Source organism: Pseudomonas bijieensis, assembly GCF_013347965.1.
Taxonomy (GTDB): Bacteria; Pseudomonadota; Gammaproteobacteria; order Pseudomonadales; family Pseudomonadaceae; genus Aquipseudomonas; species Aquipseudomonas bijieensis.
Genome location: NZ_CP048810.1, coordinates 1,497,587 through 1,518,828 on the forward strand (window position 1 = coordinate 1,497,587; position 21,242 = coordinate 1,518,828).

Consider the following 21,242-nt stretch of genomic DNA (forward strand, 5'->3'; position numbering starts at 1 on the left):
CATGACCAGTCTGAAAGAACAACACACCGGCGGGCAACAGGCTCTCGTGCCGTTGCCCACGTGCACGCTGGCGGACTTAACTGACCTGCCTCGGGTGGGTTTTCGTGGTGCTCACAGTGCCGCGTACTTGCAAGGTCGCCATTTCATTCTGCCGCACGCCCCTAATCGCGCCGAGGTCCAGACCGATGGTAGCCAAGTGGCGCGCCTGTCGCAGACCGAATATCTGTTGCTGGGCAGCCTCGAAGACCAAGGCCAGCGCATTGCCGACGAAGAAGCCCGTTGGGAACTCGATCACCAAGCCAACTATCTGCTGCCTCGTCAGGACAGTCATGCCTGTTTCCAACTGACCGGAGAGCACCTGAGCGAAGTGATGGCCAAGCTCTGTGGGGTCGATCTGAGCCCGCAGGCGTTCGATCCGGGGGCGGTGGCACAGACTTCGGCGGCCCGCATCAATGTGATCGTGATCAACTCCAGTACCGCGCAGCAGGCGAGTTTGCACATTCTGTGTGATCGGGCGTCGAAAGCGTATTTCCGGGAGGCTTTGCTGGACGCGATGGAGGAGTTTTCCGGGCAGGCAACGGATGGAACGACAGTCTGACGCCAGGCAGAAACAAGACGAACTGGAAGCTTACTGCCCCCTCCAGGACAGAGGGGTTTCCAGAATGACGCGACAAAAGGACCGCGGCCCTCTCACCCAACCACCTAAATCACCGCCCGCAATTCCCGTGGCGACAGGCCGTAGTGTGAGCGAAAGCGCACTGCAAAACGCGAGGCCGAAGCGTAGCCGCTGGCGCCGGCAATTTCACCGATGGAACGAGACGTGGTTTGCAACCATTGCAACGCCATTGCCAGTCGAACGCTTTCCAGAATATTCCTGAAACTGTCCCCCTCATTAGCCAGTTGGCGGCGCAACGTCGACTCCCCCAGGTTCAGGTGTTGGGCGACGCCAGCCACCGTCCAGTCGCTCTCCGGGCTGCTCATTACCAACTGCTGCACGCGCTCGCACAGTGGATCGTTGCGATCCATCAGCAGAGGTCCGGCCAAACCGCCGAGACCCAGGCTCAGAAGAACCGCCTCCCCGTAGTGTGTGCGCAATGCATCCGGGGCGCCCGCATTGATGGCGGCCAATAACTGATCCCATGCCTGTGTGGTGTGCCTGTCCAGCGGGACACACAGATCTGTGTTCAGCGTTCTGTGGCGGCTGACGATCTGCTGTCGATAGCGGAGGTTGAAATTACGCAGTATCGAACTGGGAAAGGTCACTGCATCGGCGATGTAGTCACCTTGAGGACCAGGAAAATTTGAGATACCCAGTTCGTGTCCGGCCGGCATCAGTATCAGATGTCGCGGCCCGACACGCATCTCCCGGTCATCCCATTGCAGCAGTTTTTCCCCTTGGCGTACCCGACACAAGGTGGTCGCGAATATCGACACCCGCTGCAATGTATGGGGCTGTCGCGCCCGTATGACACACGCATCGACGACGCTCTCCCGGTGCTGCGTGCCAATACTTGGGTGCATCGTTTAACGTCCGTAAGTTGAAGTGATGGTCGCTTTGGCCAAGGCGTTGGCATTGAGCATGTAGCCCACCAATGCACCACTGGCCTGGTTATCGAGGGGCAGCTTATCGACTTTCAACGCCCATACGGTGAATTGATAGCGATGTGGCTTATCCCCTACAGGTGGGCAAGCCCCACCAAATCCCGGTTGACCATAATCGGTTCGCCCTTGTACCGCACCGGCAGGCAGGTTCGAACCGACCCCTCTTGGCAAACTCTTGGTTGAAGCCGGCAGGTTGACCACCGTCCAATGCCACCAGCCACTGCCGGTCGGAGCATCGGGATCGTAGACGGTGACAGCATAACTTTTAGTACCCGCCGGGGCATTGCTCCAGGAAAGCTCGGGCGAAGTATTCCCCCCTTCACAACCGAACCCCTGGAACACCTCGCGACTGGTCAACGGGCGGTTTTCAGCAATGTCTTGGCTCGTCAGCGAGAAGTCGGCAGCGTGTCCAGCGAGGACAACGCCCATGGACAATACGGATAGAATTATTCTGGTGTTCATCGTGACCTCATTGAATCGGTGTGAAGCACGAGTCTAGAGAGCGCGCAGAATGATTACTGTGCCGAAATGCTCGATCATTGTGCCGAAACGCTCGCACCGCTATAGAGCAGCAACGAATGGCCGGCACAGGTAGGCTTTTGCGCGCTCGTTGGGCTAACCTTGGCGCATTACGACCCATCGCCCCCAGCGCTGGCGAAACCACCCGTAGCCACTGACCAAGGCGATACCGCCCAGCACCAGCGTCGCACCCACGATGAAGTTCGGCTCCAGCGGTTCGTCCAGCAGCCAGACGCCAAAGCCAATGCCGAACAACGGCGTCATGAACGACAGCACCCCCAGTTGCGAAGCGAGGTAGCGGCGCAGCAGGGAGAACCAGATCAGGAAGCTGGCGAAGGACACCAGCAACACCTGGAATGCCATGCTGGCGATGAGTTGCGGCGTAGGGTTGATCGTCGTTTGCCCCAGAGCTGCCGACATGCCGATCAGCAGCAGCCCGGCGCCGATCAATTGATACAGCAGCGTCTGACTGGCGGGCAGATTCGTCAACCGCGAACAACGCACCGTCACCGTGGTTGCGCCCCACAGCGCGCCAGCCAACAAGCCCATGCCGTCACCGAGCAATGAGCTGCTGCTCGCCGCACCCGCCCCTCCACTGAAGGCAACCACGATCCCCGCGAATGCAACGGCAATGCCGAGCCATTGCGCCGGCTTGAGGCGTTCGCTCGGCAGTTTCCAGTGCAAGCCGAGGGCGGCGAACATCGGTGCGGTGTACAGGAAAATCACCATGTGTGAAGCCGTCGTATGACGCAGGCCTTCGCCTACCATCACGAACTCCAGGGCGAACAACAACCCAACCAGCATGCCTGGGCGCCAACTGCCATCGGTCAGAGACAGGCGCTCACCCCGGGCCAACACCAAGAGCCAGACCAGTACCGCCGCGATGGCCGAGCGCACACCCAGTTGCAGCATCGGCGCCATGTCGGCGGCGCCGGCCTTGATTGCGACTTGCTGGAAACCCCAGATGGCACAGAGGCCAGTCATCAGGGCGCAGACCTGGCCATCCAGGGCGCGGCGGGTGGTCATGGGAAGATCCTTGGGCAGAAATAGATGAAAGGATTGTCTGCCTGACACCTTTGCTGGATATAGTGATTACCCGACAAGCCATCCCGGTAATCCGCCATTGCGGTCGATATGCAGCCTCCAGCCCAACATCTGAAGATTCCTCCGTTCGACGCAGCCCTGCCCTCGCCGATTTTCTTTCGCAGCGCCTGCATGCCGGCCCATGCGACTTACCCCCGGCACAGGCATGCCTGGGGTGAGTTCGTCTACTCCTACAGCGGGGTGATGGAAATCGAGATCGCCCAGCATCATTACCTGGCGCCACCGCAGTACGGCATCTGGCTGCCACCGGACATGGAACACGTGGGGTTCAATCGGCATGAGGCCTGCCATTGTTCGTTGTACCTGGCCGCCGAACTGTGCGACGCACTGCCTGCCGTGCCCTGTGCGCTGACCTTGAGCCCGCTGATTCGCGCGTTGCTGGAAGAACTGCGCAGCGACCCGCCAAGCCAGCCACAGACGCCCGAACAGCAGCGTTTGTTGCAGGTGCTGGTGGACAAGCTGGCGCGGGCGCCCCATGCCGGCAGCTACCTGCCGTCCTCGGATGATCCACTGCTGGGCCCCGTGCTGCGGGCCTTGGAGGCGAACCCCAGCGATCCGCGTTCCTTGCCGCAACTGGCCCGCGCCGCCAACACCACCGAACGCACGTTGATGCGCCGGGCGCAACGGGACCTGGGCATGTCACTGGTGGAATGGCGCCAGCGCCTGAGAGTCATCGAAGCCCTGGCCCTGCTCGAACGTGGTCAGAGCGTGGAAACCATCGGCCTGGACCTGGGCTACAGCAGCGCCTCGGCATTCATCAGCATGTTTCGCAAGATGATGGGCACCACACCGGATGAGTATCGGCGCAGGCACATGCCTGGATGACGAGGGTGGTGCTGGGATTGCTATCGCGAGCAGGCTCGCTCCCACAGGGGGTCTTGGGTGTCCATGAGTTTTGCGCTCACCGCAGGCTCGCTCCCACAGGGATTCTGGGATGTTCATGGATATTGAATTCACCGCAGATCCACTGTGGGAGCGAGCCTGCTCGCGATGGCGCCAGTGGGTTTGACCTCGATTTCGGCACTGATCCCAAACCGCCCCGCCATCTCCCTGCGGCCACTGGCCGTCAACCCCAGCGCCCGGCTGTCCAGGTCCTGGATCACCCATTTGCGCTTGATCGCCACTTGCAGCAACGCTGCGCCCAAGGCTCCGCCCAGGTGCGGGCGGCGCATGCTCCAGTCCAGGCAGGGACAGGCGAATCGGCGGCGTTGCGTGGCGAGGTGCTGGACATCGACGCCCAATCCCTCGAATAGCGCCTCGCCGGATTCACTCAATCGATAGCCCTCGCCCTCCAACGCCACCAGCCACCCGGCCTCGATCATCCGGTCATGCAGGCGCACCGCCAAGGTGCCGGCCATGTGGTCGTAGCAGGTGCGGGCGAATTGCAGGCGATCCGGTGTACGCGGCGTGAAGGTCGGCGTGGCGCCCTGGCCGATCACCATCAACGCCTCCAGTGCCTGGGCGACGCGCGGGTCCGCGAGGCTGTAGTAACGATGACGGCCCTGGACGTGCAGGCGCACCAAGACCATTTGCTTGAGTTTCGCCAGATGGGCACTGGCAGTCGAGGCGCTGACCTCGGCGATGCTCGCCAACTCGGTACTGGTGCGGGCATGGCCGTCCATCAGTGCACACAGCATTCGGGTGCGGGCCGGCTCGGCAATGGCCGCGGCCACCTGGGACACGCCCAGATCATGCTGCTCTGCGTTCATATTTCGCTCCTCGACGAATCAAGCCATGCATCGACTGGAGATAGTAGCAACAGAGCCTTTCAATCGTCTCGGGTCAGGACTTCCAGCAACTCGATTTCAAAGATGAGGTTGGCATTGGGCTTGATGTGAGCGCCCATGGATCGTTCACCGTAGGCCAGGTGCGCCGGTACCAGCAGCTTGCGCTTGCCACCGACTTTCATACCCATCAGGCCCAGGTCCCAGCCCTTGATGACGCGACCGGTGCCGATCACACACTGGAAAGGTTTGCCGCGGCTGTAGGACGAGTCGAATTCGGTGCCGTCTTCAAGGGTGCCGCGATATTGGGTGGTAATCAGCGCACCTTTGACTACGCTTTTTCCGTCGCCCTGTTCCAGGTCAATAATTTGCAGTTCTTCGTTCATGGCGTATCGCTCTTGTGATCCAGGCGCGGGTTTTTCGCAGAAATCAGGACGCATGGCAAACGTTGTCTGCCATGCAGCAGGGAACCGCGAAGGACTCTTCGGTTCACATGGGTATCGACCCTGCATTTCAGATAAGGATTTTCTGATGATCGACTCTCGCCCGCTCCACGGTTTCATTCCTCCCTACATTCTCAATCGCATCATCGCCCACGGCTCCGAACAGCAACGCTCCAGCGCCCTCGGCACCTTGACCCACGTGCGCAGCCTGCGGCACAACCCCGGTCCGCCCAGCACCCCGCCCGTCGCCGCGGCGCTGCCCAAGCCCGGCAAGGCCGGACACCCACAGCGCAGCGTGCATGACGCTCAAAACACCATGGAGCTGCCCGGCCAGCCGGTACGCCTGGAAGGCCAACAGGCCAGTGGTGACCCGGCCGTGGACGAAGCCTACGATGCCCTCGGTGCCACCTATGATTTTTTCTGGAAAATCCTGGGGCGCGACTCCATCGACAACAAGGGCTTTGCCCTGGTGGGCAGCGTGCATTATGGCCAAGGCTATGAAAACGCCTTCTGGAACGGCGCGCAGATGGTATTCGGCGACGGCGATGGCGAAATTTTCCAGCGTTTCACCCGCTCCCTGGACGTGGTCGCCCACGAGTTGGCCCATGGCGTCACCGAAAGCGAGGCCGGGTTGATCTACGCCAACCAGTCCGGGGCGCTAAACGAATCCATCTCCGATGTGTTCGGTGTGCTGGTCAAGCAGTTCGTGCTCGAACAGACCGCCGACCAGGCCGACTGGCTGATCGGCGCCGACCTGCTCACCGACAAGATCAACGGCGACGGCCTGCGCAGCATGTCCAACCCCGGTAGCGCCTACGACGATCCGTTGCTGGGCAAAGACCCGCAACCGTCACACATGCGCGAATTCGTCATTACCCGTGAAGACAACGGCGGCGTGCACATCAACTCCGGCATCCCCAACCGGGCCTTTTATCTGGTGGCGACCACGCTGGGCGGATTTGCCTGGGAAAAGGCCGGCCGGATCTGGTATGAAACCTTGTGCGACAGAAGACTGCCCAACGACGCGTCCTTCAGTACCTTCGCCCGCTTGACCGTCGAGCATGCCCGCCAGCGCTTCGGCACGCGGGAAGTACAAGCGGTGCAGAACGGCTGGGCCCAGGTTGGCGTCGACCTGACACAGGAGAGCTGATGAAAACCCTTCCAGACCTCGACGACAAGGCCGTGGTACGGCTGTCCCGCCAGGGCGGCGTGGCCGCCATCCACGCGCTGACCCGACCACGGGAAATCGAGTTCGCCCAGTGCGACCTCGACCAGCGCATACGTATCTGCTCGGTGCTGGAGGGCTGCCTGCCGCTGACCTCCTCCACGCCTGGGCGCGGCGACCAGCGGTTTTTCCAGATCGAGGTGCGCTATCGCGCCAACGACCAGGACGACGAAATGGTGCTGCAGGTGCCCGAGGACCAGGCACCCGGCGAACTCGTTCACCTTTGGGACAAAGGCGAAGTGCTCTGAGATTTAACGTGTGGCCGGAACGATCTTGACGATGGCGCCGGACACGGTTTCGATCAGCAGGTACTTGTCGTCGATCTGCACCCATTGCTGCTCTTTTGTCGGCTGCTCGAGTTTTTTCTGTTTCCAGTCTTTCATGGCTCTGTCCGCGCGCTGGTAGTCCGCCGGTACCCGGTCATTCTCCACCAGCCGACGGCCATTGCTCGGCGAATGCTCCAGGGCGTCTCCGGTTTTCTCGACCGCCTGCGCAACAGGCCCAAGGGCTCCGAGGCCGGCGATCAGGACCAGACTGGCGATCAGGGTGGGTTTGCGCATAGAAAAAACTCCAGTTATTCAAGGGACTGAAGCTGGGACTTCGCGGGCGGCGAATCATTCCCTTTACTGCAACGACTGAAGCTGGGAGCCCGCCATCCCCCGTGGCGAGGAGCTTGCTCCCGCTGGGCTGCGCAGCAGCCCCAATCCAGGCGACGCGGTCATCCAGTGATATGGCTCTCACCGGGTTTACGACTGCTGCGCAGCCGAGCGGGAGCAAGCTCCCTCGCCACGGGTCGCGCATGGCATAGTGACGAGCCTGGAACTACAACACTCGCCGGACGCCCTCTCTATGAGCACCACCACCTCCTCCCCTGCCCTCAAGGAAATCTTCAACAGCGCCCGCCTGGAGCACATCGCCGGCGAAATGCGAGCGGTGTATCCGGCATTCGACGCCAAGGCGTTCTTGCACATGGCCAACGACGGGCTGGCCCAATTGTCGGTGATGCAGCGCATGGCCCGAGTCAGTGAATGCCTGCATGCGGTGCTGCCCCTCGATTATGAAGCGTCGCTGGAGGTGTTGCGCGCCGTGGCCCCGCGCCTGAACAGCATGTTCGTCAGTATGTTCCTGCCTCACTACGTAGCGTCTTACGGCCGGCATCGCTTCGACGTGTCGTTGGACGCACTCAAGTATTTCACCCGGTTCGGCTCCTCGGAGTTCGCCGTGCGGCACTTCCTGCGCGACGACTTGGAACGCACCCTCAAGGTCATGCACGGCTGGGCGCTGGACGCCAACGAGCACGTACGTCGCCTGGCCAGCGAAGGCAGCCGGCCACGCTTGCCATGGTCGTTTCACCTGGAGCCGATCCAGGCCAACCCTGACCTCACCGCCACGATCCTCGACACGCTCAAGGCCGACGACAGCCTTTATGTACGCAAATCGGTGGCCAACCACCTCAACGACGTCACCAAGCAGCATCCGGACTGGGTGCTGGACCGGATCGAAGGCTGGCCTCTGCAAGACCGCCATACGGCGTGGATCGCCCGACATGCCCTGCGTAGCCTGATCAAACAAGGCAACCTCAGGGCACTGGGCATCATCGGGGTGGGCGGCAAGGCGCAGGTCCAGGTACTGGATTTGCAGGTGACGCCTGCGGTGATTCGCTTGGGGGAACAGGTCACGCTGTCCTTCAAGGTGCAATCAACCCTTGAACAGAGCCAGCGCCTGGTGATCGACTACGCCGTCGACTACGTGAAAGCCTCGGGCGGCACCTCGGCCAAAGTCTTCAAGCTCAAGACCTTCGACCTGCCCGCCCGGGGCTGCGTCAACCTCAGTCGCTCCCAACACATTCGCGAGCTGACCACCCGCAAGCATTACGCGGGCCGGCATGCCGTGCACCTGCTGGTCAACGGCGAGCGAATGGGTAGCACGGCGTTCGATATCGTCCCCTGAGGGTGCCTCAGACCACCGCTACGCGTTTGGCCTGGCGTATCTCCTTCAGGAAACGCTCGGCCGGCAGCGGATGACCGAGCAGATAGCCCTGTAGCGAATCGCAGCCCAACTGGGTCAGGAAGTCTTGCTGCACATTGGTCTCCACCCCTTCGGCGACGATCCGCAAGCCCAGGGCCTGGCCGAGGGCGACGATGGCCGAGACGATGGCTGCATCATCGCTGTCATGTTCCAGGTCACGCACAAAACCGCGATCGATCTTCAACTCGTTGGCCGGCAGGCGCTTGAGGTACATCAGGCTCGAATAGCCGGTACCGAAATCGTCGATGGACAGGTCCACCCCCATGTCCGAGAGCTGTTGCAGCACCGTCATGCTCGCGTCCGCATCGCTCATGGCGGTGGTTTCGGTGATTTCCAGGGTCAGGCTGTTGGCCGGCAGCTGATGCGTCTCCAGCGCCTTGGCCACGCTCTGCACCAGGCCGGTGTGGCAGAACTGCAAGGCCGACAGGTTCACCGCAATGCGCCAGTCGGTATAACCGAGCACATACCATTCGCGCATCTGCCGGCAGGCTTCGTTCAGTACCCACTCGCCGATCGGGATGATCAAGCCGGTCTTTTCCGCCAGGTCGATGAACGTGTCGGGCATCAACAGGCCCTGGGTCGGGTGGGTCCAGCGCAACAGGGCTTCGGCCCCCACCGGACGGCCGTTGGCCGCGTCGAACTTGGGCTGGTAATGCAGGCTGAACTGCCGCTGTTCGACGGCCGTGCGCAGGTCTTGCAACAGTTGCAATTGCTTGCGGGCATTGCTGTTCATCGAGGCGTCGAAAAAGCTGTAGCCGTTTTTGCCGGCGCCCTTGGCGTGATACATCGCCGCGTCGGCATTCATCAGCAGTTCCTCGGCGCTCCGGCCGTTGCCCGGGTAAAGGGCGATGCCGACGCTGGCGGATATCTGCAAGTCATGGTCAGCCACCCGGAACGTGCGTCCGATCAAGCCGACCTGACGTGCCGCCAACCGCAGGGCATCGTCGGGTTCGACCAGTTGCACCAGCAGCACGAACTCATCACCGCCGATCCGCGCCAGGGTGTCCTGGCTGCGCAGGTCTTCGCGCAGGCGCAGGGCTACGTCCCGCAGCAATAAATCGCCCATGTGATGGCCGAAAGCATCGTTGACCGGCTTGAAACCATCGAGGTCGATGAACATCAGGGCGAAGCAACCGCCCTGCTCTTGCACAAGGTGCATGGCCTGGTCGATACGATCGGCCAGCAATACACGGTTGGGCAGTCCGGTGAGAGGGTCGTGCAGGGCCAACTGGGTCAGTTCCCGGTTGGCCTGGGTCAGGGACTGGGCCAGCTCGGCGGTCCGGGCTTCCAGGCGCGCGTCGAGAATCGAGGTCAGCAAGGCAATGGCCAGCACCGCCAGGGTGGTGATCAACACCAGATTATCCAGGCCCTTGCCGCTCAAGCCGTCCAAAGAGCCACAAAAGCTGCCCTCGCTGAACCGTGCCCCGGCCATGCCGGTGTAGTGCATGCCGACGATGGCAATGCCCATGACCACCGCGGCCCCCGCGCGAGCCAACCGCACGTGGGGAGTGTTCTGGCGCAGGCGAAAGGCAATCCACAGCGCCGCCGCAGAAGCACCGACGGCAATCACCAGCGAAGCCCCGAACAGCGTCGGGTCATAATCGATGCCTGGCTGCATCCGCAGTGCAGCCATGCCGGTGTAATGCATGGCGCTGATCCCGGCGCCCATGATCAGCGCGCCAAAAGCCAGTTGCCACGCCGGCAATCGCGGCTGGCTGACCAGCCACAGGGCAAAACCGCTGGAGAGAATGGCGGTCAGCAGCGACAACGCGGTGATCGATACGTCGTAGCCAAGCTCGATCGGCAAAGTGAACGCCAGCATGCCGATGAAATGCATGGACCAGATGCCCACCCCCATCGCCAATGCGCCCCCCACCATCCACAAATGCGCCGCGCGCCCTTGGGCGGTCGCGATACGCCCGGCCAGGTCCAGCGCGGTGTAGGAAGCCAGCACGGCAACAAACAAGGAAATTGAAACCAGGGCGGGGGAATAACTGCCGATGAGCATGGTTTTTTCTCGTAATTGGAGAACCGGACTGCTTCCATGCCCGGTTGGAGGCCGGCGATTGTACTTAATCGTGACAGGGACGCACGAGCCAAATGTCAAAAAGCCATCAACTCGAGAGTATTTTCGACGAAAGACACTACTCCCAACAGGGTGAAAAATTTTGAAGCCATCAATCATTCGTTCACCGCAAATCCTGTGCCCGCCCAGATATCCCTGTGAGAGCGAGCCTGCTCGCGATAGCGGTGGGTCAGCTTGCATCAGTGTTGAATGTTTCGCCGCCATCGCGAGCAGGCTCGCTCCCACAATGGATCTTCAGTGAACACAAATCCTGTGCCCGGCCCAAATCCCCCTGTTGGAGCTTGCTCGCGATGGCGGTGGGTCAGTCTGTACGCGGGGCCCGGGCCGTTCAGCTACTCTCGAAGAACCACTTCAAGGAGGATCCAATCATGAACGTTTCAGCCAACCGGGCCTTGACCACCGCACTCGTGGTGATCGATGTACAGAACGACTTCATCCCCGGCGGCCAACTGGCTGTGCCAGGGGGTGATGAGATCGTGCCGTTGATCAACCGGCTCGGCCAATCCTTCAGGCACGTTGTTCTCGCGCAGGACTGGCACCCGGCCGGGCATGCTTCGTTTGCCTCTAGCCACCCGGGCAAGCAACCTTTCGGCACTGTCCAATTGCCCTACGGCGAGCAGACACTCTGGCCCGACCACTGCCTGCAGGGTAGCCACGGTGCCGCGTTGCACCCGGCGCTCAAGCTTGACCATGCCAAGCTGATCATCCGCAAAGGCTGCACCCCGGACATCGACAGCTACTCAGCCTTCATGGAAGCGGACCATCAGACCCCGACCGGTTTGACCGGATACCTCAAGGAGCGTGGCATCGACACCGTGTACCTGGTGGGGCTGGCCCTGGATTTTTGCGTGATGTTCTCGGCGCTGGATGCCCGGCTGGCCGGGTTCAACGCATTTGTGGTGCTGGATGCCTGCCGGGGCATTGATCGGGAGGGCTCGATGGCGGCGGCGATCCGGCGGATGCAGGAAGCGGGCGTGCAATTGATCGAGTCCAGCGCGATAGACGGTCGGCCCTTCGCTTGATGGCTCATACTAGGCATCTCCTTTCCGGACAGTGAGTCTCCATGCCCTTCCTCGCCCGTACCCACCCACGTCTTTCCAGCGCCACGGTCCTTGGCCTGGCGGTGGGTATCCTGGTGCCCGTGGATTCGGTCATCAGCAAAATCCTGATCGGCTGGAATGTCGGTGTCTGGACCTACCTGGTGCTGATGTTCTGGCTGACCGTGCGGGCCAAGGCGCCCGATGTGAAGCGCATCGCCGAAATCGAAGATGAAAATGCCGGGCTGGTGCTATTGATGGTCTGCGTCGCGGCATTGGCCAGCCTGGCGACCATCACCTTCGAGCTGGCAGGCAGCCGCGACCTGCAAGCCGCCGGCAAGCTGTTGCATTACGGGTTCACGGCAATCACCGTAATCGGCTCTTGGTTGCTGATCGGGGTGATCTTCAGCGTTCACTACGCGCGGTTGTATTACACCTGGGAGGGCAAGGAGCCGGCGCTGCGGTTTGCCGAGGGGCTGACCACGCCCAATTATTGGGACTTCCTGTATTTCTCGTTCACCATCGGGGTCGCGGTGCAGACCTCCGACGTGGGGGTCGCCACGCGGCAGTTGCGCAAGATCGTGCTGGCGCAATCGTTGATCGGGTTTGTGTTCAATACGGCGATCCTGGGGTTTTCGATCAATATTGCGGCGGGTTTGTTTGGGTGAAGAGCATTGGGGCCGCTTCGCGGCCCAGCGGGAGCAAGCTCCCTCGCCACAGGGTCAGCGTCGAGCAATAGAGAGTAGGCAACCTCAGGACGGTGTGGGCAGCCACAACCGGAAGCGCGCGCCGCCCAGTGGCGAGGCCTCGACGGTCAGTGTGCCGCCCTGGGCTTCCAGGGCCCGGCGGCTGATGGCCAGGCCGAGGCCGAAACCGCCCGTGGCGCGGTCGCGGCTGCGGTCCAAGCGGTAGAACGGTTCGAACACGCGCTCGCGTTCGCTGTCGGGAATACCGATGCCGTCGTCGTCGACCCAGATCTCGCAGCCTTGCTCACCCACCCGCACGCCGACCTGGATGCGCTTTTCGCAATAACGCATGGCATTGCGCAGCAGGTTCTGCAACGCCCGTGCGGTCAGGCGTGGGTCCAGCACGAAACGCTCCAGGGCCCCATGCAACAGCACGTCGATCACCACGTCCGGTGCCGCCAGGTCCTCGTCGATGCTGCCCAGGATGCTGTCGATGAACTCGTCCAGCGCCACTTCGACCCGTTCGGGCAAGCGTTGCGGGTTTTGCAAGCGGCTATAGGACAGCAGTTCCAACACCAACTCATCCAGCTCGCGAATGTGCGCCACCAGCCCTTGCAGACGCTCGCGACTGGGCGCCGGCAGGTCATCGGACAGCGCCAGGGCCAGGCCGAAGTCGAGCCGCGTCAGGGGCGTGCGCAGTTCGTGGGACACGGCATTGAGCAAATCCCGCTGTTGGTTGAGCAGGTTCTCGATGTCCCCCGCCATCGTGTCGAACACGTGGGCCAGGCTGCCGATGTTCGAACTGGAGGCGATGTGCGTACGCTCCCCCAGATGACCTTTGCCGAAACGCTCGGCGGTGCGCCGCAGGCGTTCCAGGTCGCGCCAGTGGGGCCGCAACCAGAGCAACAGGCAGGCCAGCATCGTCGCGCCGATCAACACGTTGATGCTCCAGTACAACCAGCTGACATCGGCCGGGTCCGGCGGCACGACCATCTTCACCGCCGTGCGCTCATCCAGCGGCGCCGCCGCCAGGGTTCGCCAGGCCCAGTCGCCAAGGCGCACCACATTCTCGCCGCGCTTGAGCCGCGCCTGTTCATCGGCGCTGAAGCCCTGGTCATCGACAGCGGCCAATTGGATGCGCAGCGGCTCGAATTCCTTGTCCATCTGCGCCGCCAGCGCCGGCCACTGCTCGCTGGGCACGGCGCGGAACTGCTTGACCATCAAGGTTTGCAGGCCACGGGAGTAATCGAGGTTGTAGGTCAGGAAACGCTCGTGGAACAGGCGGATCACCAATTCCGGCATCAGGTAGATCGCCGCGCTGTAGGACACGATGGTGACCAGGTAAAGGCGAATCAGCAGCTTCCACATCGGCTCAGCATTCCCACTCGGAACGACTGAACAGATAGCCCTTGCCCCACACGGTCTTGATCTTGCGGGCTTCGTCGGCGTTGTCGTCGAACTTGCGTCGCAACTTGGAAATCGCCACGTCCACCGAACGGTCGGTGCCGTTGAATTCGATACCCCGCAGGCGTTGCAGGATCTGGTCGCGGCTCAGCACTTCGCCGGAATGCCGGGCCAGCACCACCAACAGATTGTATTCGCCACTGGACAATTCCACCGGCTGTCCGCGCCAGGTCACGGTGCGCTCGGACAGGTCGATGCACAGGTTGCCCATGAGGATGCGATCGTTCGCCGTCTGCGGCTCGGTGAGGCTGCTGCGGCGCAACAAGGTGCGCACCCGCGCCAGCAACACCCGGGGCTCGCAAGGCTTGGTGACATAGTCGTCGGCCCCCATCTCCAGGCCCAGGACCTGGTCGTGGCTGTCGTCCCGGGCGGTGAGCATGAGGATCGGCAAGGTCGCCGAGTCGGCCCGCAGCAAGCGGCAGACCTGCAAGCCGTCCAGCCCTGGCAACATCAGGTCGAGGATCACCAGGTCCGGCGGATCGACCCGCGCCCGTTCACGCACATGATCGCCACGGCTGAGCACGCTGACCTGATAGCCGTTGCGTTCCAGGTAGCTGGCGATCAGTTCGGAGAGCGCGGTGTCGTCTTCGACCAGGAGGATGTTGGGCATGGGTGTTTCCAGAAATGTGCTGTGGCGCCTGGCAGGGCCTCATCGCGAGCAAGCTCGCTCCCACAGTGGTTTTGTGTCGTACCGAACATCTCTGTGGGAGCGAAGCTTGCTCGCGATAAGGCCTGTCAGGCGCAGAGGATCTCAAAGCTGCCAAGGATATACGCCCTCATCCACCTACGAGCAAACCCCTTACACAATTTCACACACTGCCTACAAAGCTTTACCGGCCTAGGCTGAGATCGATAGCCCGCAGGGAACACCGCCCGCGCATGGGTATATCGGTTACGTGGATCAACGTTGCCCACTGTCCGGTTGTGAGTCTGGAATACTTGCCAGCACCTGGCCCGAGTTATAGGGGATTCGACAGTAGGCACCTAAATAATCCTGAATCGCCGCCGTACTGATCTCCCCCGTGTAGGGGTTCGCCCAAAGTGGCCACAGGGGATTGCCGTTCTCGAATGCGCCGGTCCAGTGTCTGTAGTTAAACCCGATGGGAACAACGTAATAAGTTCGAATGGCTTGCATGGTGCCGCCGTCCGGACGCGGGGGTTCGGCAAATGAGTTCGCTGCCCCTTGGGAGTTTGCCCAGGCGGGCGCTTCTCCCCCTGTAATGCTGGGGATCATGGCCAGATGCCAGGCGTTCGAGCGGATCACCGCATAGGACGCTGTTTGCCCGGAGACATCGACGACCGTGATCGTCGCCTGTCCGTTGGCCCACCCTTCAACCGTACCGTAGACATTCACGCGGGCGACATTGCCGTTTGACGTGTAGTAGGTGTACCCAGGATTTCCCGTTATGGGCGTGCGAGTCACTGTTGTGCCCGCCGGCATTGGAGTACCGTTTCGTGGCTGTCCGATGTATAGGAAAAATCCGTTGAGGTATACGGGGCTGGTATCGATCACCAGCGGCTTCGCGACATTGATGCCCCAACGTTCAGACTCTGGATAATTGCTGTACAGCGCCTTGGCGTGGAAGATGTGGGGCCCCTCGGCGAGCCCGCTCAACGGCAGGCTCCAGTGACCATTGCCATCGACATCGACATCGACGATGCCCTTCGAGTCGGCACCGTCGAAGATCTGTACTTGCATGCCCAAGGAAGCGCTGCCGCCCAGGGTGACGCTGGTGGCGAGGGTATAACCGCCGTTGCTGATGTCGACCTGGTTGGGGTCCTTGACCCAGACGATCCTCGGCTGCTCGACGGCAACCACATTGATTCCCCAAGGCCCCGACACTGGATTATCACCGTAGAGCGCCTTGGCGGTGAAGATATGAGGATCCACACTCAAGCCACTGACCGTCAGGCTCCATTCATCGTCCTCGCTGACATTGGCGGTGCCCTTCAAGTTGGCGCCATCGTAAATTTCCACCCTCTGGCCCTTCGCGGCCTTGCCGCTCAGGGTGACGCTGGTCTCGACGGTGTACCCGCCGTTGGCGATTTGGACCTGGTGCGGATCCTTGACCGAGTCGATGGTTGGATCAACCAGTTGAGCCGAACCCACCCTCAGGTGCCGAACGATAGAGTTGCCCAACAAAGTAGTCCCACGGGTAACAGAGTAGCTGACATCCACGGTCCCGTTCAGGTTGCCACTCACGTAAGTGAACGGCACGGTAAAGGGCACCGGATGGCCCGCGGTGTTCGCAGTCAAGGTTCTTGGCTGGTCCGGGGCATTGCTCGACGAGCCGCGCCAGCGCAACACGACCACATCCTCGGGCAGGGTTTCGGTATAGGGCACGATGACGTTGGCCCCAATGGCCGGGTTCACGCCATCCGGGTCCAGCACATCGTCTGGAGCTTCAACGACGGTCGGGATGGGCAGCGAAGGCACCGCGACGCCCACGGTCAGCTCCAGGACATCCGAATCGGGTTGACCGTTCACGCTGTAATAAACCTTGAGCGAACCACCATCCAGGCGCTTGACCTGCGCTTTTGGCAAGTTACCCAGTACAGGGGCGCCAACCGCCTCCCCGGCTACGATGACAGGCACATCGTGGTAAGTCGGATGACCGGCGGCAGTGAGGCCTTCGCACACGATGATGATCTGATCGCCGGGGTTGCGCCCGGCATAGTAAGGAACGGACAGGGTGTAAAAATTCAGGTCCGGGTCCAACGTATTGCCGATCGCCTCCACGACACTGGGCGGGCCATAGCGCCGGTTATCGCCGACCACGGTCACGGCCGAGCTCTTCGAGGGACGATCGGCTTCACCGCTTCTGATCCGCACATAGGCGACCGAAGCCCGGCCCCGGGCGATGGCGGCCACGTCGTCATAGGGGATGGTGAAGTCGTAGTAATAGGGGATGGTCTCGACCGTTTTTTCCAGAGGGCCGACGTCCACTGGAAAACCGTCGGCGGACGTGCCGCGCCAGGTCAGGCGCAAAATATCGCCAACGGCATGTTCGTAGCGGTTGGCGGTTACCCGCACAGTGACCGGCTCTGCGGCCAATTCCTCGAGGTCGATTTCCTCGGTGGGAAAACCGTTGACCAGCACCAACGGCGGATCGAGCCGGTTGTTGTTCAAATCCACCAGGATAGGGGTCGTCGCCGACCAGCGCCAGTACCCGCCGGGATAGTTGCCGCACTCATCCACCACCTGATAGGCAACAGCAATACCATCGCTGTCGCCGGCCCGCTCGATGACTTCCAGGGGCACGGTAATCGTGATCTCTTGATCCACCTCACCATCGGCCACCGTGTGATAGACGTTCTCTGAGCCCCAGGCCACGTTGATCCGGTCATTGCGACGCATGAACCGGTAAGGCTTGATGGTGACCGGTACACCGCCCGTGTCACCCGGCCCGACACCGTTGTCGACGATGTCCTGGGGAATCGAATAGCGCAGGCCCGAATGGCCCGGGGTGCCCTGCTCCTCATCGAAACCACCAGGCGGGTCGAGTTTGACCAGCAGCTTCCACTGCGGATCGGACTCTTCAGGGCGCGTCCCACCGACGCGCAGCACACTGTAGAACACCGGAAAAGCATCGCCCCGGACGATATGGCCCTCATCGATGCGGAACACCAGTTGCTGATTTTCTTGCGCCAGGTCGATCTCAGTGTTCCAGACGGGGGTGCTCGTGTCATTCCAGTAGAACTTGAAGGTGTCGCCCACTTCCATCTGTGTCCAGGGATCGACGACACAGAGCAAACCACCCTCCGCCAGCCGCGCCGGAATGCCGCCATCGTAGTTCTCGACAGGCTGGGTCCAGCCGGGAATCCATGGCGGATCAAGGCCTTCCAGCGGACGGTTTTCAGGCGAGTAGCGCGGTGGAAATCGCTTTTTCATGGGACACCTGAGCTCAGCGGTCGAGGGGGCGTGCCAATACGACGGGTAGGCGCGAGGGAGAGGGAATTAACGCGTGCTGAAGGGAGGCCGTCTACTGTCAGAACTTACAGGTAGGGGCAGATTGCTGATGAATGGTCGGACAGCCCAAGCTTTTGTGGCGAGGGAGCTTGCTCCCCGCTGGGTCGCGAAGCGGCCCCAAGCATTTTGTGCCAAACCAAAACTTGGGCCTGCTGCGCAGTCCAGCGGGAGCAAGCTCCCTCGCCACAAAGGCTGGGCGCGTTGGCCCAGTTCAATCAACGGGCCACGTGGCTCCTGGAACCTTATGGTTGGCGTATACGAATGTTATCCAGGTCGACCATGCCGCCTTGGCTATAGCCCGAACTAAACAACACGTAGGCGGGTAATTGACTGAAGGTGAAGTCTTTTGAATAGGGCGCCCAATCACTGGAAAGATTGAAATAGAGCACCGTCTCGCCCGCTGAGTAACTCGATGCAAAAACCAAAGGGTTGGCACCGGAGGGCGAACGGCCAACGAAGCTGATCTCATAGCGCACATCCGGCTGCAATGGCAGTTGCAGGCGGGCAACCCCGGTGGCCCCGCTTCCCCCCGGCCCCGCTCCCAGACGCCCAAAGTAGTTGCCGGCTTCCTGCACGACCTCAAACAGTTGTCCCTCGGACCAGCCATGCTTGTTTCCGCCGTCAAAAGAGGTGTAGTGATCCTGCAGCCGCTGTCCACGAACCGTGTACGATCGAGACGGGAACGTCACCGCCTCGGCTTCGACGATGCTCTGGTCAAAGGTGGCTTTAAACTCCACCGTCAGCGTGCTGCCGTCGCGCAATTCCCGTAGTTCGTTAATCAATGCGGTGTTGGTTGCAAAACCGGCTGAGACCCATTGATCGGAAACCCGGCTCCCATTGGCTTGCCCCCAGAGCGTGCGTTCATAGGCCGAACCATCGGTTTTCGTGCCCGCCAGGTGCAGCCACACGTACTGGCCCGCCGCGATGTGGGGCCAGCTGTCGATACGCACGGTGGCGTTGCCGGTCAGCGTGTTGATGTCCAGCTCCTGCCCCTCACCCTCATTGGCCGCTTGCAATATCCTCGGCTTGGCCACCAGCAGGTCATCCTGGGCAATGGGCTGCACCGCCAGGGTGAGCTCGGGCGAGGGAATGGGGTCCTCGTTGCCCCGGATGATCTCATAGGACACCTTCACCGATTTGCCCAGATTAAAGGCCACCACACGACTAGGGATCGGGATTTGCAACCCGGCGCTGACCAACGATTCACCCGAGGTGTATGAACCCCCGGCAGGGGTTCCCGGCGCACCGCTCCAGGTGACCTTCAGTTTGTCATCGGGAAGCAGGGCGATGTCGGCGGGCACCACGACGGTCAATGAGTCCGTGGCATTGATCGGGTTCAAGGTCGTGCCATTGGCCTCTTTCACCGAGGGGGCGAGCGGTACGACCTGCCCGTTGACGGTGTAGGTGCGCAGCGGGAAAGGAAAAGCCAGGTTTTCGTCGGTGCTCGAGGTGAACGCCACCTTGAACTCCACCGTGAGCGTACTGCCGTCGCGCAGTAGCTGCAGGTAACTGTACGGGATGTCGGTATACAGATAGCCGCGATCATATTCCGACTGCGTGACCCGCGACGGGGCGACCCACACTGGGTAGTCATGCTGCGAGCCGTCAGCCTGTTCCCCCTTCAGGCGCAACCATACGTACTGACCTATCGCCATGTGCGGCCAGCCGTCGATGTTCAGCCTGGCGCCGCCTGTTACCTGATTCAGGTCCAGCTCAGGTCCTTCGCCATTGTTGGCGGCTTTCAGAATCTTCGGCTTGGGCAGCACCATATCCTCTGGATCGAAGGTGAAAACCTGGCCGTCCCTTGCCGCAAGATCCACCCGCATGATCGGCAGGTAGCGCCCGGTGTGTTGGAAGTAATCGCGCTGAAAGAACACAGCGTTGGGCCTGGCCTCTTCTGCGACGTAGAAAAAGGCCTCGAGGGGCAGTTGTTCGCCAATGTTTTGCGGCCAGTGGGCGATGATGAGTTCATTGTGTTGCCCTCGTTGCACCGCGGCATCCAGTAAAGCCCTGGCCTTGAGGCTGACGGCAAAGGGTATTGTTTCGCCCGTGAAGCTGCACGACGTAAATTTACTGGCCAACCCATTAAAATACGGCAGCCATTCGTGTTCGGTCGTAATGTCCTGTTCGGCGCAAGGCCTGCTGACTTGCGGCGCTCCGGAATGCTCGTTGCAACTGTTCGAACGATAAAACGTGGCGCCGTCATAGGGGTAGGCGCAGCGTACCGTGAGCGGATACGCGGTGGGGGCCGCCAGCTCTTTCATGATCAGCCCCTGGTTCTTGGCCCAGGCGAGCCTGGGCACATAGACGTCCGCCCGCATGTAGGAAAATGAAACGCCATCTCGGCTGATGGAACCGTCACTGGGATTCCATGCACGAAACGCCGATGAAGCATCGGTGGTTCGAATCAGCACGCCATTGCAGTTGTAGGCCGGGGTGTCACCGGGACAGGCCATGGCGGTATCGGCATACCGAGCATTGAGCCTCGACGCGACCTGATAACCGATGTAGAGCTGGTCCTGCTGATTGAAGCCAAACACCGCATCCGGCGCCTGGGTCAGGTCCATCCGCAGGATCGGCAACCAATCACCCGTGGCGTTGAAGTAGTCGCGCTGATCCTTTTGTGCGCCCAGCAAGGCGCCCGTTTGGGTCGCGTCATAGAACAAGCCATGCACAGGCATCTGCTTGGGGGCCTGGGCATCCCAGTTCCTGACCAGCAGCAGATTCGGCTTGGCCGACCACGTGTCATCGATCAGTTGATGGGCCTCCAGGCTGGCCTTGAACTGTGCCGGATCGCTGCTGCTCAGCGAGCATTGCCGCTCGGGCTGCTGATTCTGTTGCTGGAAATGCGCGAGCCAACCAGAAACATCGGCGATCCCTAGCGCGGCGCATGAGCTGACGTCTTGCGTGGCGACGGTTGCCGCTGACAAGCCACAACCATGGTCGGGGCGGTTGCCTGTAAGGGTCAGCTCGAAGGGATAGGCACACAACACGTCGAGGGTTTTGCCCTGGCCGATGGCGGTGAACGAGTCGGTGAAGATCACGCCGTTTGCCTGCGGCAGTTCACGGGTGTCGAGGTCAGCCCGCAGGTAGGCGAAGCCCTCGGCGCCTGACTGAGTGGACACAGCGCCGTGTTTCCAGAACTCGTCCACGCCTTGGCTTGCGCGCACCAGCACACCGCTGCAGAAATACGCCGGGTTGTCCCCCACGCATTGCGTCGCGGTGTTCTGATAATGCCTATTGAGCAACTGCGCGACTTCCGGGCCGGTGACGGCAAGCGCCGGTTCCCCCACGAACAGCAGGACAAGCACCAGGGTGCGGATTAACGACATGAGCTGGCTACTCCAGGGTTCC

General features: G+C 61.4%; 18 protein-coding genes. 7 read left to right on the forward strand and 11 right to left on the reverse strand.

Annotated elements, in window-relative coordinates; all coding sequences use genetic code 11:
• Position 1: 1 nt before the first annotated feature.
• Positions 2 to 598: a sarcosine oxidase subunit gamma gene (locus GN234_RS06240; RefSeq protein WP_109755161.1), complete on the forward strand. Its 597-nt coding sequence runs from the start codon at positions 2 to 4 to the stop codon at positions 596 to 598.
• 104 nt (positions 599 to 702) lie between these two features.
• Here the strand turns inward: GN234_RS06240 and GN234_RS06245 are convergent, their stop codons facing one another.
• The 3 genes from GN234_RS06245 to GN234_RS06255 form a co-directional block, all read right to left on the reverse strand.
• Complete coding sequence (locus tag GN234_RS06245; RefSeq protein ID WP_109755162.1) at positions 703 to 1,521, reverse strand: helix-turn-helix transcriptional regulator; 819 nt, start codon at positions 1,519 to 1,521, stop codon at positions 703 to 705.
• 3 nt (positions 1,522 to 1,524) lie between these two features.
• Positions 1,525 to 2,064 (reverse strand): kinase inhibitor, encoded by a 540-nt coding sequence (locus GN234_RS06250; RefSeq protein WP_109755163.1) that lies wholly within the window; start codon positions 2,062 to 2,064, stop codon positions 1,525 to 1,527.
• A 153-nt stretch (positions 2,065 to 2,217) separates the two neighbouring features.
• Positions 2,218 to 3,147 carry a DMT family transporter gene (locus GN234_RS06255; RefSeq protein WP_109755164.1) on the reverse strand — a complete coding sequence of 310 codons (930 nt, stop codon included), beginning with the start codon at positions 3,145 to 3,147 and terminating at the stop codon, positions 2,218 to 2,220.
• Between the two features lie 108 nt (positions 3,148 to 3,255).
• On the opposite strand from GN234_RS06255, the gene GN234_RS06260 reads away from it, so the two are divergent.
• The gene (locus GN234_RS06260) at positions 3,256 to 4,050 is read left to right on the forward strand and encodes an AraC family transcriptional regulator (protein ID WP_109755165.1); all 795 of its coding nucleotides are present in this window, start codon (positions 3,256 to 3,258) and stop codon (positions 4,048 to 4,050) included.
• Between the two features lie 128 nt (positions 4,051 to 4,178).
• On the opposite strand, the gene GN234_RS06265 is transcribed toward GN234_RS06260, so the two are convergent.
• The gene (locus tag GN234_RS06265; protein WP_163854098.1) at positions 4,179 to 4,934 is read right to left on the reverse strand and encodes an ArsR/SmtB family transcription factor; all 756 of its coding nucleotides are present in this window, start codon (positions 4,932 to 4,934) and stop codon (positions 4,179 to 4,181) included.
• A gap of 59 nt (positions 4,935 to 4,993) precedes the next feature.
• On the reverse strand, positions 4,994 to 5,335 hold the full coding sequence (locus GN234_RS06270) for an FKBP-type peptidyl-prolyl cis-trans isomerase (RefSeq protein ID WP_003182897.1): 342 nt from the start codon (positions 5,333 to 5,335) through the stop codon (positions 4,994 to 4,996).
• A gap of 145 nt (positions 5,336 to 5,480) precedes the next feature.
• Here GN234_RS06270 and GN234_RS06275 point away from each other — a divergent pair, with 145 nt between their 5' ends.
• Positions 5,481 to 6,542, forward strand: coding sequence for a M4 family metallopeptidase (locus GN234_RS06275; protein WP_109755167.1), 1,062 nt, complete (start codon positions 5,481 to 5,483; stop codon positions 6,540 to 6,542).
• Positions 6,542 to 6,865, forward strand: coding sequence for a protealysin inhibitor emfourin (locus tag GN234_RS06280; protein ID WP_109755168.1), 324 nt, complete (start codon positions 6,542 to 6,544; stop codon positions 6,863 to 6,865). The genes GN234_RS06275 and GN234_RS06280 overlap by 1 nt, the downstream gene beginning before the upstream one ends.
• 3 nt (positions 6,866 to 6,868) lie before the next feature.
• Here GN234_RS06280 and GN234_RS06285 read toward each other — a convergent pair whose 3' ends face one another.
• Complete coding sequence (locus tag GN234_RS06285; RefSeq protein WP_109755169.1) at positions 6,869 to 7,177, reverse strand: RcnB family protein; 309 nt, start codon at positions 7,175 to 7,177, stop codon at positions 6,869 to 6,871.
• 289 nt (positions 7,178 to 7,466) lie between these two features.
• On the opposite strand from GN234_RS06285, the gene GN234_RS06290 reads away from it, so the two are divergent.
• The gene (locus tag GN234_RS06290; protein WP_176688092.1) at positions 7,467 to 8,567 is read left to right on the forward strand and encodes a DNA alkylation repair protein; all 1,101 of its coding nucleotides are present in this window, start codon (positions 7,467 to 7,469) and stop codon (positions 8,565 to 8,567) included.
• A gap of 7 nt (positions 8,568 to 8,574) precedes the next feature.
• Here the strand turns inward: GN234_RS06290 and GN234_RS06295 are convergent, their stop codons facing one another.
• Complete coding sequence (locus GN234_RS06295; protein WP_109755172.1) at positions 8,575 to 10,653, reverse strand: putative bifunctional diguanylate cyclase/phosphodiesterase; 2,079 nt, start codon at positions 10,651 to 10,653, stop codon at positions 8,575 to 8,577.
• Positions 10,654 to 11,099: 446 nt separating this feature from the next.
• Between GN234_RS06295 and pncA the strand changes: the two genes are divergently transcribed.
• Complete coding sequence (gene pncA / locus GN234_RS06300; protein WP_176688093.1) at positions 11,100 to 11,753, forward strand: bifunctional nicotinamidase/pyrazinamidase; 654 nt, start codon at positions 11,100 to 11,102, stop codon at positions 11,751 to 11,753.
• Between the two features lie 41 nt (positions 11,754 to 11,794).
• A complete protein-coding gene (locus GN234_RS06305) occupies positions 11,795 to 12,436 on the forward strand; it encodes a DUF1345 domain-containing protein (RefSeq protein WP_109755174.1) in 642 nt (213 codons plus the stop codon).
• 84 nt (positions 12,437 to 12,520) lie between these two features.
• Here GN234_RS06305 and GN234_RS06310 read toward each other — a convergent pair whose 3' ends face one another.
• From GN234_RS06310 to GN234_RS06325, 4 genes are all read right to left on the reverse strand, one after another.
• Positions 12,521 to 13,822, reverse strand: coding sequence for an ATP-binding protein (locus GN234_RS06310; RefSeq protein ID WP_176688094.1), 1,302 nt, complete (start codon positions 13,820 to 13,822; stop codon positions 12,521 to 12,523).
• Positions 13,823 to 13,826: 4 nt separating this feature from the next.
• Complete coding sequence (locus GN234_RS06315) at positions 13,827 to 14,528, reverse strand: response regulator (protein WP_122566285.1); 702 nt, start codon at positions 14,526 to 14,528, stop codon at positions 13,827 to 13,829.
• 291 nt (positions 14,529 to 14,819) lie between these two features.
• Positions 14,820 to 17,810: an Ig-like domain-containing protein gene (locus GN234_RS06320; protein WP_176688095.1), complete on the reverse strand. Its 2,991-nt coding sequence runs from the start codon at positions 17,808 to 17,810 to the stop codon at positions 14,820 to 14,822.
• Between the two features lie 320 nt (positions 17,811 to 18,130).
• Positions 18,131 to 21,040, reverse strand: coding sequence for a hypothetical protein (locus tag GN234_RS06325; RefSeq protein WP_176688096.1), 2,910 nt, complete (start codon positions 21,038 to 21,040; stop codon positions 18,131 to 18,133).
• Positions 21,041 to 21,242 lie beyond the last annotated feature (202 nt).

Excerpts from the sequence above, each read along its gene's own strand:
- GN234_RS06240 (WP_109755161.1), top strand. The coding sequence starts at position 2 with ATGACCAGTCTGAAAGAACAACACACCGGCGGGCAACAGGCTCTCGTG.
- GN234_RS06245 (WP_109755162.1), bottom strand. The coding sequence starts at position 1,521 with ATGCACCCAAGTATTGGCACGCAGCACCGGGAGAGCGTCGTCGATGCG.
- GN234_RS06250 (WP_109755163.1), bottom strand. The coding sequence starts at position 2,064 with ATGAACACCAGAATAATTCTATCCGTATTGTCCATGGGCGTTGTCCTC.
- GN234_RS06255 (WP_109755164.1), bottom strand. The coding sequence starts at position 3,147 with ATGACCACCCGCCGCGCCCTGGATGGCCAGGTCTGCGCCCTGATGACT.
- GN234_RS06260 (WP_109755165.1), top strand. The coding sequence starts at position 3,256 with ATGCAGCCTCCAGCCCAACATCTGAAGATTCCTCCGTTCGACGCAGCC.
- GN234_RS06265 (WP_163854098.1), bottom strand. The coding sequence starts at position 4,934 with ATGAACGCAGAGCAGCATGATCTGGGCGTGTCCCAGGTGGCCGCGGCC.
- GN234_RS06270 (WP_003182897.1), bottom strand. The coding sequence starts at position 5,335 with ATGAACGAAGAACTGCAAATTATTGACCTGGAACAGGGCGACGGAAAA.
- GN234_RS06275 (WP_109755167.1), top strand. The coding sequence starts at position 5,481 with ATGATCGACTCTCGCCCGCTCCACGGTTTCATTCCTCCCTACATTCTC.
- GN234_RS06280 (WP_109755168.1), top strand. The coding sequence starts at position 6,542 with ATGAAAACCCTTCCAGACCTCGACGACAAGGCCGTGGTACGGCTGTCC.
- GN234_RS06285 (WP_109755169.1), bottom strand. The coding sequence starts at position 7,177 with ATGCGCAAACCCACCCTGATCGCCAGTCTGGTCCTGATCGCCGGCCTC.
- GN234_RS06290 (WP_176688092.1), top strand. The coding sequence starts at position 7,467 with ATGAGCACCACCACCTCCTCCCCTGCCCTCAAGGAAATCTTCAACAGC.
- GN234_RS06295 (WP_109755172.1), bottom strand. The coding sequence starts at position 10,653 with ATGCTCATCGGCAGTTATTCCCCCGCCCTGGTTTCAATTTCCTTGTTT.
- pncA (WP_176688093.1), top strand. The coding sequence starts at position 11,100 with ATGAACGTTTCAGCCAACCGGGCCTTGACCACCGCACTCGTGGTGATC.
- GN234_RS06305 (WP_109755174.1), top strand. The coding sequence starts at position 11,795 with ATGCCCTTCCTCGCCCGTACCCACCCACGTCTTTCCAGCGCCACGGTC.
- GN234_RS06310 (WP_176688094.1), bottom strand. The coding sequence starts at position 13,822 with ATGTGGAAGCTGCTGATTCGCCTTTACCTGGTCACCATCGTGTCCTAC.
- GN234_RS06315 (WP_122566285.1), bottom strand. The coding sequence starts at position 14,528 with ATGCCCAACATCCTCCTGGTCGAAGACGACACCGCGCTCTCCGAACTG.
- GN234_RS06320 (WP_176688095.1), bottom strand. The coding sequence starts at position 17,810 with ATGAAAAAGCGATTTCCACCGCGCTACTCGCCTGAAAACCGTCCGCTG.